This window comes from Lewinella sp. W8, assembly GCF_004375085.3.
Taxonomy (GTDB): domain Bacteria; phylum Bacteroidota; class Bacteroidia; order Chitinophagales; family Saprospiraceae; genus Neolewinella.
Map to the genome: position 1 here is coordinate 1 of NZ_SNAQ03000015.1, position 13708 is coordinate 13708.

The following is a 13708-nucleotide window of genomic DNA, read 5'->3' on the forward strand; positions in this document are numbered from 1 at the left end:
ACGCGCCGCCCTTAAGGGCCGGCGCGGCCTTGCACGATCGCATCCCGGACCAAGGGGAGCTGTCTACGGGTAGCAAACACCCCGAAAACGTCTAATTTGAGACTGTCCAAAGTTTGGGAAGGCTACACTTGAGGTTGGGGTTCCGCTGCCCCTCAAGGAATCTCAAAAGCTTGATGTATCCCCCTTCAAGTAAGTAAGCCATCAAAGGAGTTGACCTCGAAGTGTTTATCGAGGTGAACCATGGGTTCGCCTTGATGATCCTTTGAGGGTCAATCTGACCTTTATTTCAAGGCAACGAGTCTCAAAACCTTAATCTCCTCCCACCCCACTAATCTCCGTCACCACCAGCACAATCTTCCGCGGCCCCTTCCGCCATTCGCGGCGGTATTCGACGTCGACCCGGTCGCCAACGTGGAGCCGGTAGGGTTTGAGCAGGCCGCGGGGGACTTCAAAGGTGACCTCCTCCCCGCTTTCGTCCTTTAGGCGGAGCACGCCGCCCACCGGGCGGACGGAAATCGTGCCGGAGAACTTCCAGCGCGTGGGGACTTCCCCCGTGGTAGCCTCCATCGGGGGCGGGGGCGGTGCCTTTTTGCTACGGAAGGTGGGGGGATGATCTTCCGACTTACCGTCGGACCAACGCTGCTTCTCGTCCGAGGGCAGCTCAAGGGTGAGGAGGATGGGGCAATCTTCGGCCAGGCGATCCACCAGAAGGTTACCGAAGCGGCGGCGATCAGAGGGCACCGACACGTTGAGGTCGTACTTGGCCAGGATTTCCGGCAGCAGGTCCTCCGTGGAGGATTCCAGGCAGCTCTCTGCCTTCTCCACCGCTTCGGCCGACCGGACGCCCTGCATGCAGGCGCAGATGTCCCGGGACACCCGGTCCAGCAGGGACGACTGGGCCCGCAGGCCCAGGGGAAGCAACAGCAAAAGGATTAACGTGAGGCGCATCATCAAAAAGAAAGCTTTTGGGGGGGCGAAGGTTGGCCGCAGGAACACGGCCCGACCAAAATGCCGGCACCTGCACGCCGTTGCCCAATTAGCCCCCGCCAATCGGTTCAGGCCCGCGGGCGCCCTCCTACCCTTCCGAAGATGAAGAAAAGTGCCGATCTTGTCCGCGTAAATTCTCTCAACCGTATTCCCAAGATGTCTACCTACCGTTTTTTGGTGCTCGCCCTTTTCCTCGCCACCCTGGCCTGCACCACGGAGTCCACTCCCCCCGGCACCACGGCCGCGACTACGACTACGCCCCCCAATATCCTGTTCGTTTTAACGGACGACCAGGGCTACGGTGACCTTTCGCTGCACGGTAACGACAGCCTCGACACCCCCAACATGGACGCCTTCCTGCGCTCTGCGGCCCGCTTCGACCGCTTTTACGTCAGTCCGGTCTGCGCGCCCACCCGGGCCAGCTTCCTGAGTGGGCAGTACGCGCCGCGTACGGGGGCCATCTTCGTCACGCGGCGGAGGGAAACCATGAGCGACTCCATCCAGACCGTCGCCGAGCTCCTCCGGGACGCGGGCTACCGGACGGGCCTCTTCGGAAAATGGCACAACGGCGCCACCTTCCCCTACCATCCGACCGGACAGGGCTTCTCCGATTTCCTCGGCTTCACCCTCGGCCACTTCAACGATTACTACCGGGGTGAGCTCCAAAATGAGTGGGACCAGTTGGTCCCCTTCTCCGGAGACCTGACCAAAATCCTGACGGACACCGCCGCCCACTTCATGCTCCGGGAAACGGAGCAGCCCTTCTTCTGCATGCTGACCTACCAGGCACCCCACACTCCCGTGCAGGCGCCGGACAGTCTCTGGCGGAAGTACCAACAACGCGGCCTGAGCGACTACAATGCCGGGATTTACGCCATGATCGAGAACGTCGACGCCCAGTTCGGTCGGCTGCTGGACAGCCTGGAGGCCGCGGGCGTCCTCGACAATACGGTGGTCGTCTTTTCCACGGACAACGGTCCCAACGGCGACCGCTACAACCGCAACCTCCGTGGCCGCAAGGGCCAGATCGACGAGGGGGGTGTGCGGGTCCCCTTCGGGATTCGCCTACCGGGCGATCACCCGGCCAACGGTAAGCTGCTGGAGACACCGGCGGCTCACATCGACCTCCTCCCTACCCTGCTGGACCTGGCGGGCCAGGGAGCCCGCACACCGAAAAACCTGGACGGTAAAAGCCTGGTCCCACTGCTGGAAGGCGATCCCTCGGGCTTTGACGACCGCTACATCTACACCTTCCTCCAGGGCTATAACTTCAGTCCCTACCCCGGCTCGATGCGTAACCAGGAATACCTGTACGTCCGGCGCGGCGCCGACGAGCACGAGCTGTACGACCTGCACGAAGACGAAGGGCAGCAAAAGAACCTCTTCGGGCAACGGGACGGCCTCGGACGGGAGATGGCCGACCGCTACGCCGCCTTTGCGGCTACCGTGGCCCGCCCCGACCTCGTAGCCCCGCCCATTGACCTGGGGGCCGCACCGGGCCCCATCCGGCTGCTCGCCCACGAGGGCGAGCCCCGCGGCAAAACCCGCTTTCGGGAAACCAATGGGTGGGCCAACGACTTTTTCGTGGACCTGGGACAGGACGGCGCCCTATGGCCCATCCGCAACCCACGGGACGTCCTCTTCGACGTACAGATTGCCTACCACCTGGCCGGAGACGAAGCCCGCACCGTGGTGCTCAGCGATGCGAGTGGCAACGCCCGAACCCTCCGCCTGCAACCCGCCGTGACGGAGGAGCTGCCCGTCGCCGACCGGGTACCCCGCAAGGAAGTCTACCCCCGCTCCTGGGCCACGGCCACCCTCAAGGACCTGCGCATCAAGGCCGGTGCCACGGCCCTGACGATTTCCGGTCCCGACCAACCTGGCTTGTGGATCAAGGAACTCACGCTGATGCGTTAAGCAACCCGGACTTGGTGAACCATTGCCGTCTTTTCCGATTAAGTGGAAAAGACTGGCATGATCAAGACCGAAAACTTCGCGCAGGTCGTCGTCGCCTCGGCCGACGAACTCCGGGCGTGGCTGCGGGAGCACCACGCACAGGAGGAAAGTGTGTGGCTGGTGACCTACAAGAAGCAGGTGCTGGACAAGTACGTCAGCGTCCAGGAAGTGCTCGACGAGCTGCTGTGCTTCGGCTGGATCGACGGCATCCGCCGCAAACTCAACGATCGGCAGACCATGCAACTCATCGCGCCCCGCCGGGCGCAGCACTGGGCAAAAACCTACAAGGACCGTGCGGCGAAGCTCATCGCCGAAGACCGGATGCATCCCTCCGGTTTGGCGGCCATCGAGCGCTCCAAAACGAATGGTATGTGGAGCTTTATGGACGACGTGGATGCCCGCATCATCCCCGAAGATTTCGGGGAGGCGCTCGACCAACGGCCGCCCGCACGGGAATCCTTCACGGCCTTTGCCCCCTCCACCCAGCGCTTCATTCTCCGCTGGATCAAGCTGGCCAAAACGGAAGCTACCCGAAAACGCCGGATAGAAAAAGCCGCCATGCTGGCGCAGCAGGGCAAGAAAATTCCCGGGAGCTAGTCACCCAGTGCTCCTCCTGGCCATCGAGTGAAGCGAGTTGCTCGGAGGTATCGCGTACGGAAACCGTCACCTTGATCTAGTAGGCGCAGATACTTTTCCTGTCCACTACACTAAACGTCGATTCTCTAGAAATCGCGGACGTCACTGGCAAGCCTGTGCGAGTGGGAAATCGCAAACCGCCGGCCGACGAACTACCCGTTCGCGCCTTGCGTTTCGGCCAAAGCCCTGATCAAAAATTGCGGTCTTACTTACTTCCCAAACACGTAGGAGCCGTCCACGGCTTTGCGGATGTATTCTCCCCAGGTGAGATTGTCCTTACCGGGTTCCTGCGCCTGGGCGCGCTCGATGGCGTACTTGGCGGCGTGCTCGATCACCCATTCGAAGTTCTCCTCGCCTACGCTGAATTTATCGGCGTCGGGGGCGGGGTTACAGAAGTCGATGGCGTAGGGGACGCCGTCCCGGATGGCAAATTCCACGGTATTGAAGTCGTAGCCCAGCCAGTTGTTGAGCCGCAGGACGTAGTCGTGGATGGTGGCCAGGAGTTCGTCACTCACGTCGTGGTGGCACCGGTAGCGGTCCAGGAATTCGTTGCGGGGCTCGTAGTGCATGATCTTCACGTACTTACGGCCGATGCAGTAGCAGCGGAAGTAGGCGGTGAAGTCAATGGCCTCCTGGAGCATCATCACCAGCTGACCGGTTTCGGCGTGGGCTTTCCAGAGCTCGTCCGGATTGTGCAACTTGTAGACGCTCTTCCAGCCGCCACCCGCGTGGGGCTTCATGAAGGCCGGCCAGCCGATGTAGTTGAACATGCTTTGCCAGTCCAGCGGATGGGCCAGGTTGGTGAAGCTCTCGTCCGAGGTGTCGTCGGGGAGTTGGTGGCTGGGCAGCAGCACCGTTTTGGGTACCGGAACACCGGCGGGGCCTACGGAGAGGACGTTGTTGAAGAACTTCTCGTCGGCACTCCACCAGAAGGGGTTGTTGATCACCGCGGTTCCGGTAGCGGCGGCATTCTTGAGCATGGCCCGGTAGAAGGGGACGTCCTGACTGATGCGGTCAATGATGACCGCGTAGCCGGGGTTCAGCCCCTGACCTACCTTATCAATTTTCACGGGCTCGGCGGTAATGCCGTCCACGCCCATGGCGTTGATGCGATCAATGAGCGCAGGGGGGAAGGAGCGCTCTCTACCGTAAAGAATGCCGATTTTTTTCATAGAATGGGTAATTTTTCTCAAAGGTCCAACGGACGGAACGCCAACAAAGGTAGGGAACCCAACGCTATCGCTCCAGACCGGCTTTTTTGTCCCTCGTGCGGGGAATCAGACTGCCGTGGGGGTCCTGGGTCGGATAGCCGAGTTCCCGGTCTACCCGTTCCAACATTTCGTCGGTGAGCAAATGTTCGAGGCGTTCGGCTTCTTCGTGAATCTGATCGGCACTCAGGCCGGCCTCCTGGTTGAGGTAAGTTTCCCAGAGCCGGTGGGCACGGACCAGCCGGAGGGCCATCAGCTGGCCGGAATCGGTGAGTTTCAGCTCCTCGGCCACGACGAGGCCCTTGCTCCGCAGGGTTCTCAGTTGACGGTTCCAGGCCGCCAGGCTAAGGTCGAGTTGCTCCCGGATCAGAGCGGGACGGGGCTGCTGCCCGCCCTGCGACTGCCGGAAGATGCGCTTCAGAATGTCTTCCCGTTCGGTGAGTTGCCGCCGCTGGCGGCGGTAAATGGCCCGCGCCATCATGCCGCGCTTCGGGGCGAAGACGACCGTCAGCAGGTACAGGAAGGTCGCCACTAGGGCCATGGCCGGTCCGGGAGGCGTATTGAGCCACACCGCCACGACCATCCCGAGGATGGCCGAGAGCATGCCGATGAGGCCGGCCAGGACGATCACCCGTTGCAATCGCTGGGAAAGCAGCAGCGCCGTTGCCGCCGGCGTGATCAACATCGCCACGACCAGAATCACGCCCACCGTCTGCAGGCTGGCCACCACCGCAAAGCTGAGGAGGAGCATCAGGAAATAGTGCAGCAACTGCACACTGATGCCCATCGTTTCGGCCACTACCGACTGAAAGGTGGAGGTGAACAGGTAGCGGTAAAAGACCACCACCGACACGAGCACGTAAACCATCACCAAACCGGTGAGCAGTAAGTCGGTATCCGAAACACCCAGAGCGTAGCCGAAGAGGAAGTCTTTCAGATCCAGGTGCACGCCGTCCTGTCGGCTGATCCGGCTGATGAGGATCACCCCCAGGGAGAACATGGAGGTGAACACGATGCCTACCGCCGCGTCGTTCTTCGTTTTCACGCGCTGCTGGATCCAGGTGATCCCGACCGCGGTGGCCAGTCCGGCCACGACCGCTCCGGTAAAGAAGGCCATCGCGCTGTAGCCCACGAGCATGTAGGCCACCACTACGCCGGGGAGGATGGCATGCGCCAGGGCATCCCCCACCAGGGACATATTACGCAGAACAATGAAGCAGCCCAGTACGCCACACATGAGGCCCACCATGCTGCTGGCAACGATGGCCCGAATGGCCCAGACTTCCGAAAGGATGGAGAATAGTTCCGACATCGACACAAAGTTAGACTAATCTAACATTTTTACAAAAAACTAATGCTCAAACCCTAGGGGCCCGCCATTTGTTTCGCAGAAAGCATGAAAAAACATTGGGAAAAAATCGTGGGGGGTCTGGTGCTGGGGGTGATTTTCGCCCTCGTACTGCAATTCATTCCCTGGGGCAGCTTTGACGGCTTTCACTGGGACGGCGAGTTCTGGGGCAACGTCGTCACCTACTCCCTCACCTTCATCCTGGTCGAATACCTTGCCGGTGGAAGCAAAGACTACGTTGCGCGCCGCAACCAGCGCTGGAAGGTACGCCGGGAACGGGAGAAAGGGTCGGAGTAAGCGTAATGAAGGAAAGTTTGAAGAACGGAGCGCCGGTTCCGAGGTCCGCAACTCGTCGGGATCGTCGACTTTAATTAATTGCGACGGTGCGCAGGTGCAATGATTTACCTTAGGGCCAGGTAAGATATTCCCGAGATTCGGGATATAATCTCACCAACCCACGCCCCCGGCCACACCCACCACCCCGGCACCCGCCACCGGCCATACACAAAATGATCATTCGCACGCTTTACTTACTTTTCACCCGATAGCACGATAAGTAGGCTGTTCCGTGAGAATTCATCAGCGATTCTCACGGAATCGCGGCAGTTCAGAGGGGAGCACCGTAGCGGCAGGTAATTACCTGCCGCTACTAGAAATTTCAAGGGTTTGATTGCCAATTGATTAATTCACAGAATAGCCTAGCACGATGAGATACCTTAGCCTTTTCCCCCTTCTGCTGCTCGCTTTCGCCTGCACCGAGGAAGCTTCTACGAACCAGCAACGTTTCGTTTCCGACGACATCACCCACTTCTGGACCGCCTACGATCAGGTGGTCGCCACCCCCGACAGCGCCGAACAGGCCGACATTCTGCAGCGGGAATTCTTCACCCCCGGCACCCCGGGGCTGGAGGCCATCATGCGGGTCCGGAACTACACCCCCGAAGAATACCGGCAATCGATCCTGGCCTACCCGAAATTCTGGACCTCAATGCGGGAAAATATGCTGCGGGCTCCGGAAATGGCCACCGCCATTGAGGAGGGTATCGCCAAACTGGGCAAACATTACCCCCACCTGGTCCCCGCAGACCTCTACTTTACCGTCGGGTGCTTTCGCACCAACGGCACCACCCTGGACAGCATTGTCCTGATCGGCTCCGAACTGGCCATGGCCGGCCCGCAGGTTGACCTGAGTGAGTGGCCGGAGCGGATGGATGCCCTGCGGCCCTACATGGAAAGTTCCCCGATTGAGAACCTCGTTTTCCTGAACGTCCACGAATTTGTGCACACCCAGCAGCCCACCAAAAGCGGGTACGATCTGCTCAGTCAGTGTATCTACGAGGGCGTTCCCGAATTCGTGGCCACGGTGGCGCTGGACCAAGCGTCGACTACGCCGGCCATCGCCTTCGGGCGGGCCAACGAAAACCGCATCCGTGACGTGATGGCCCGCGAGGTGGCCTCGCCTCTGAACTACAACTGGCTGTACAACAATACCGACAACCAGTTTGGGATGCGTGACCTGGGCTACTACGTCGGCTTCACCCTGGCCGAACGGTACTACGAGCGCGCCGACGATAAGATGGCGGCCATCAAAACCCTCATCGAGATGGATTACCGGGATACGGCCACCGTCGAACGATTCGTGGACGACCTCGGCTACTTCGACCGCCCCCTGGCCGAGCTGGCCGCCGACTACCGGAGCCGACAACCCAAAGTGGTTACGATTTCGGAATTCGCCAACGGCTCCAATGCCGTGGACCCCAGCCTGACGAGCATCACCCTGGAGGTCTCCAAACCACTCGACGTCCGCTACCGATCCACCGGCTTCGGCCCGCTGGGTCGGGAGGGCGTTCCGGTCATTGAGGCCATTTCCTTCGGCACCGACTCCCTGAGCGTTACCTATCAGGTGCAGTTGGCTCCGGGCCGCGACTACCAGTTCACCCTAGAACCCGGCTACCGCAGTCCCGACGGAATTCCCCTCCAGCCCTACCTGGTGGAGTTTTCCACGCGGGCGGGAGATGATTAATGGTGGGTGTTTAGTCCGCCAAACCAGGGAAACGTTTGGTTTTGGTAGCGCCGGATTTTCCGGCGGAAAGGCTACTCCTCAGGCCGCCCTTAGCTAAGCCGAAAGGCGCGGCAGTCAAGAGGTGAGCGGGTAGGATATTTACGTCATCGCCAGTCATAAGCCCCAAATTTCTTTCGTTGCCTTGTGGAATTTTCTCGCCCGGGTCGTCCCTTAGGAAAACCCAAGACTATGCGCGTTCTTTTACCCCTATTCTTCAGCTTGCTCGGAGCAGGTCTTTTCGGACAACGCATCACCGTTCAGGATCCGATCGATTTCATTACCCAATTTCAGGACATCTATGTCGATGACGCCGGAACCGGCTACGCCGTCGGCACCTGCGGGGCCATCGTGTACACCGAAGACGATGGGGCCAACTGGTCCCTGATCGACGGTCCGCTGACGGACGATAACTACGGTGCCGTGGGGTGCTCCCCCGCCGGCTGTGCCGCCGGAGTGGTGGTCGGGGGAACCGGCTACCTGGCCCTCCGCCAGGGGAACGGCAACTGGACCGTCACCCAGGAATTTGGCACGCCCTTTGGCGTAGAGAATATTCACTGGCTCACCGACCAGGTGGTGATCGCGGACCTCGGTCAGGATGAATACTACCGGTCCACCGACGGTGGCCAGAGTTGGAGTGCCCTGACCCTGCCCGTTAACTTGCGGGACGATATGTCTTTCCCCACGGCCGCCAATGGCTACTTCCTCGGAGATGACCAGAAAATCTACAACACCAAAGACCAGGGCGTTTCCTGGCAGGAAACCGGTTACACCCACGACACCACCTTCCGCAAAATTTTCACCTTTGACGACGACGTCATCTTTTTCATGGATGCAGCTTACGACATCAGTCGCAGCCTGGACGGCGGCCAGACCTTCACCACCGTCACCCCGGACGTCAACGTCAGAACCGCGGATTACTTCATCGCCTTTTCCCCCGACACCATCGGGGTGGCCACCGGCTTCAACACCACCTACCTGAGTGCTGATGCAGGCGCCACCTGGGTACGGCCCGCTTCCGGAGAAATTGCCACCGGGATACGGGGCAAATACCATAAGCGGGGAGATAACGTCTGGATCCTGGGCGCCATTTCGGCCGTGTATTACTCCGCAAGTGGCTTTGAAGACTTTGTCTCCCAAATTCCGGGAGAGCGCGACGCCCGCCTGCTCGCCATTGCCTTTGCGAACGACGAGGTGGGTTATGCGGCCGGAAATTTCGGCCGGGCCCTGAAAACCGAAGATGGTGGTGACAGCTGGATCCCCATTGAAGTCCGACCCAATAGTTCGGGCATTTACTACAACATTGAAGTCTTCAGTGAAAACGAGGTCGTCTTCTTCTCCAATGGCCTCTCCCCACAGGTGACCACCGACGGGGGAGCTACTTTCACCGACTGGCTCCCCGCTTCCGTCCCCAGCGAAGACCAGCAGGTTTTCCACTACCAGCGCTTACCCGGAGGGCGGCAATACCTTCTGGGGCAGGAGAATGCCCTGTATACCGACGATGGCACCACCTACACCAGCGTTCCGGTCTCCCTGCCCCGCACCCCGGATGCCATGTTCTTCGCCGACGATAACAACGGCTGGGTTGCGGGTACGCGGTTCATTTACCGCACCCGTGATGGTGGACTCAGCTGGCAGGAAATCACCCTGCCGACCACCCAGCCCCTGGAGAGTCTGTACTTTTTCGACGCCAACAATGGCATGACTTCCACCGGTAGTCGGGTATACCTCACCACCGACGGAGGGGACACCTGGGACACGGGCGCCAGTCCGGGGGGCTACGATTTCCGGCTGAACGCCGACGACGGTGGGATTTACGTGGCCTCCTTCTCCACGGGAAATAACGGCACCGTCAACCGGAGCTACGATCAGGGCCAGAGTTGGGAAGAAATCGCCTACGTATGTGCCCCCTTCCGGGGAGGCACGCTGACGCCAAGCGGTAAGTTTTTCTACGGCATCGGCGACGGGGGCATCATCGTCAAGGTAGACATCGACGTGGTTAACCCCGTCCGGGAACGGACGGTTGCGGAGCCCCTGCGTGTCTTTCCCAATCCTGTAAGCACCTTGCTTACCCTCGAAGTCCCGCCCGGAACCCGGGCCGCTACGGTGAGTGTATTCTCCGCCGACGGAAGGTTGGTCCAGGAAGATCGGGTGGCGCCCGGCCAGCCGGTTCACCGGATGGACGTAGGTCTGCTACCGAAGGGTATGTACCTGGTGCGGTGGTCCGGCGACAACGGATCGGTGCGGTCGGCAAGGATCGTACGGCAGTAAGGCCAGTTCTCCCGCATGACGCAGAGCTCTCCGGCGAAGGGAAGCGCCCAGGTGCCCTTCCCCGTCGGAGAGCTCTCTTCCGTTAGAAATGGCCTTCTCTATGAATTCCGGTAGTTTTTTTGAATCCTTGATAAGGGGGAGGTTGCGTGAGTGATAAAGGAAGACTTTTGGTATGAACAACACCTCACTAATCGCTTCGCTCTAAAATCACTCATTATGAAACGAATAATCCTTCCCGTATTCCTCCTTACGCCCTTCTTGCTGCTGGCCCAGCTGGACGGCGTCGTCTATCCCAAAAACTTCGACACCAAATTCCAGGACGTTTACGTTGACGGCAACGACTTCGGGTACGCCGTCGGCACCTGTGGCGTGGTGGCGCAAACGCAGGATGCCGGGGTAAGCTGGACCGTCCTGCCCGCCCTGGAGGGCGAATACGATTTCTACGCCGTCACCTGTCCCAATGATGACTGCAGTCAGGCCGTCATTGGTGGAGAGGGCGCCATCTTCAAGCGACAAAGCAACGGTAGTTTTTCCCTGGTTGGTAGCGGCGACGACTACATGGTAGATTACTTCCATCAGCTGGCCGGCGGTACCATCATTGGCGACGGACAGAGGGATCAATACCTCCGCACCACCGACGGAGGAAGCAGTTGGACGGTCATCCCGCTAGACGTACTGCAAGGCAATGAAATGGCCTTTGGGGACAATAATACCGGGTACTACATGGATAACGAACAGGCCCTGAGGAAAACCACTGATGCCGGACTTACCTGGTCCACCACCGGGTTTACCCTACCGGGAGGAAGTGTTCGTACGATGTACTTCCGGGACGCCGACAACGGGTGGTTCCAGGAGGGCAGCAGCCGCAGTTTCTGGAGAACGACCGATGGCGGCGTGACCTGGACCGACCTGGAAGTAACCGACGGTCCCCGGGCGGCGCTCTACCTGGAATCTTTCTCCGAAACCCACCTGGTTTGCCTGGCGCTGGTCAACGACCTGTGGACGAGCATGGATGGCGGCGCGACCTGGACGCGGGGAGACTTCCCAACTCCCCAGGGAACGCGCCCCGGCTTCTACAATTACCACCGTCGGGGCGACGAGTTTTTCATCCCCAGTGATGCGGGTGAAGTCTTTTATTCTCCGGCAGGCTTTACGGACTGGGAGACCACCTTTGGCGGCAATCGTGGTAGCGTCACCAACATCGAATTTGGCACGAACGAGCTGGGAGTAGCCGTAGGTTTCACCGGATTTTCCGTCATCACCCGGGACGGCGGAGACACCTGGGAGGAACTCGATGACGTGGGCGGTATTCCCCGTGCATCAGACATTTTCTTCCTCTCCGATGACACCTTCGTTATTCTGTATTCCAACGCCGATCCCCGCATCAGCCGCGACGGAGGTAATACGTTCTCTACCCTCGAGGTAGACCCCTCGAACAACCGCCAGAACTACACCCAGATGGAAAGGCTACCGAGTGGAAGGCTTTACCTCCACGGCTTCGAAACCGGGGCCTATTCCGACGATGAAGGTGAATCCTGGACCCTCACCAATGGGGCATCCACCTTTGCGGCCGCCTCCATGGCCTTCATCAGCGATCAGGTCGGCTTTGCCGGCGGACTCCAGGGGCAGATGAGCCGGACCCTGGACGGTGGCTTGACCTGGACGGACCTGACCAAACCCAGTACCAGCTCCTCGGACATTACCTCCCTCTATTTCACCTCCGCCGACGAGGGCTACGTGGCTACCTCCACCACCCAGTACCGCACCACCGACGGTGGGCAAACCTGGACGATGAATCGGGATGCCGGGGGCAGCAACTACCGGGTTTCTCCCGACGGAACGGCCATCTACGCCGCCCGCTACGAGAGCGGCAATAACGGCACCTTCCGGCGGTCTACCGACGGCGGACAAACCTTTGAGGTACTGGACTACAGCTGCGCCGCCCTGCGCGGCGGCGGTTTGACCCCCGACGGAAAGTTCTTCTTCACCGGAGGAGATGGCGGACACATTCGTAAGCACGACATCGACCGTCTCGTTCCGGTTCGGAACAATTTCGTAACCGCGAAACGACTGAAGGTCTACCCCAACCCCGCCGCGGGCCAGACGACCCTGGAGCTGCCCGTACAGTCCGTAACTACCCGGCTGTCCATCTTCTCTGCCGACGGCCGCCAGGTTCAACAACTTAACGTACCCGCCGGAACGGAGCGCTTCCGCGTGGACCTGTTGAACCTTAATCCCGGACTGTATCTCCTGTCGTGGGTCGGTACCGAAGGAGAAAGACACACCGGCAGATTGGTGGTACGCTAAGTAGCCTCCACTGTCCACCCAGGACCCCATTGACGCTGGTCACTACAAACTATTTTGAGTGATTTTACGCCCCTGCTGATAGCCATTATCAGCGGGGGTGTTTGTTTTCCGGATTTTTTCTCCCGGCGGCCAACGTCCGGTCATTTCCCCCCGTCTACTCCGGCAGACCATCTTTCCGGATTATGACCAAGAACCTGTTCCTACCCCTGCTCTTAGGGGCCAGCCTCCTCATTATGACGGGCTGCGACGACGATCAAGCGATCGTCACCCCTACGCCCACCCCACCTACTGAAGGACTGATCAACTTCCAGGACCCCGAAGTCGGCCAGGTGAACGCCTACCAGACCATCAGTTATTCGTGCGGGGAAGCACTTCCCAATGACCGGCCGGAACTTCGGTTAACGGTAACGGGGGTCAGCGACACGGAAATTGAATTTACCGAAACTTTTGGCAACGCCGACCCCGTAGTGTTCACCGCCGAAAGACGCCCCGGCAATCTGCTCATCAGCGCGGAGGATCGCCGGGCCACGGAACTGTTTTTCTTTTACGGCTCCGACAGCATCCGCCTTGATGCTCCCCCCACGGCCACCCTCAGCCAGAAGGATTGTGTGTTCTTTGACGGAGCCGAGAAGTTTACCGGAGACTACGTAGCGATGGTGCCCGCCTACAGCATCGGCGACCTTACTTTTCAGGATTTGAAGACCGTAAGCTGCGTTCCAACCATCCTCGACCTGGATGGCTACCTCCTCTACAATGAATTCACCCTGAAGGCATCCATTTCCGCTACCTCCAGCGAATTTGGGGGCCAGGTAGACCGCTTCGTACGAAGTTTCGTACTGATCGAAGACCCGGAATAAACAATGGCAACGGGAGGGTTTTACCGTTTGATGATGAGTAGATGCGTACAACCCATGCTGGTGCTCCGGTTACCCTGGT

The 13708-nt window shown here is 59.7% G+C and carries 10 protein-coding genes; 7 read left to right on the forward strand and 3 right to left on the reverse strand.

The window, feature by feature from the left end; genetic code table 11:
- Positions 1-309: 309 nt before the first annotated feature.
- Positions 310-951, reverse strand: a complete 642-nt coding sequence (locus tag E1J53_RS16130) for a hypothetical protein (protein ID WP_134273556.1) — start codon at positions 949-951, stop codon at positions 310-312.
- A gap of 138 nt (positions 952-1089) precedes the next feature.
- Between E1J53_RS16130 and E1J53_RS16135 the strand changes: the two genes are divergently transcribed.
- Together E1J53_RS16135 and E1J53_RS16140 are read left to right on the forward strand one after the other, a co-directional pair.
- Entirely contained in the window at positions 1090-2904 is a 1815-nt protein-coding gene (locus E1J53_RS16135; RefSeq protein ID WP_173021524.1) for a sulfatase-like hydrolase/transferase, read from the forward strand.
- 57 nt (positions 2905-2961) lie between these two features.
- Positions 2962-3540 (forward strand): YdeI family protein, encoded by a 579-nt coding sequence (locus E1J53_RS16140; protein ID WP_134273554.1) that lies wholly within the window; start codon positions 2962-2964, stop codon positions 3538-3540.
- Between the two features lie 248 nt (positions 3541-3788).
- On the opposite strand, the gene E1J53_RS16145 is transcribed toward E1J53_RS16140, so the two are convergent.
- Complete coding sequence (locus E1J53_RS16145) at positions 3789-4751, reverse strand: RimK family alpha-L-glutamate ligase (RefSeq protein WP_134273553.1); 963 nt, start codon at positions 4749-4751, stop codon at positions 3789-3791.
- A 64-nt stretch (positions 4752-4815) separates the two neighbouring features.
- Positions 4816-6099, reverse strand: a complete 1284-nt coding sequence (locus E1J53_RS16150; protein WP_154640221.1) for an iron chelate uptake ABC transporter family permease subunit — start codon at positions 6097-6099, stop codon at positions 4816-4818.
- Positions 6100-6183: 84 nt separating this feature from the next.
- Between E1J53_RS16150 and E1J53_RS16155 the strand changes: the two genes are divergently transcribed.
- The 5 genes from E1J53_RS16155 to E1J53_RS16175 all read left to right on the forward strand — a co-directional run bounded on the left by E1J53_RS16155 (position 6184) and on the right by E1J53_RS16175 (position 13629).
- Positions 6184-6432: a hypothetical protein gene (locus E1J53_RS16155; RefSeq protein WP_134273551.1), complete on the forward strand. Its 249-nt coding sequence runs from the start codon at positions 6184-6186 to the stop codon at positions 6430-6432.
- Positions 6433-6841: 409 nt separating this feature from the next.
- Positions 6842-8158, forward strand: coding sequence for an Ig-like domain-containing protein (locus tag E1J53_RS16160; protein ID WP_134273550.1), 1317 nt, complete (start codon positions 6842-6844; stop codon positions 8156-8158).
- Positions 8159-8386: 228 nt separating this feature from the next.
- Positions 8387-10465 (forward strand): YCF48-related protein, encoded by a 2079-nt coding sequence (locus E1J53_RS16165; protein ID WP_134273549.1) that lies wholly within the window; start codon positions 8387-8389, stop codon positions 10463-10465.
- A gap of 216 nt (positions 10466-10681) precedes the next feature.
- Positions 10682-12772: a YCF48-related protein gene (locus E1J53_RS24545; protein WP_134273548.1), complete on the forward strand. Its 2091-nt coding sequence runs from the start codon at positions 10682-10684 to the stop codon at positions 12770-12772.
- 182 nt (positions 12773-12954) lie between these two features.
- A complete protein-coding gene (locus E1J53_RS16175) occupies positions 12955-13629 on the forward strand; it encodes a hypothetical protein (protein ID WP_134273547.1) in 675 nt (224 codons plus the stop codon).
- The last annotated feature ends 79 nt before the right edge of the window (positions 13630-13708 follow it).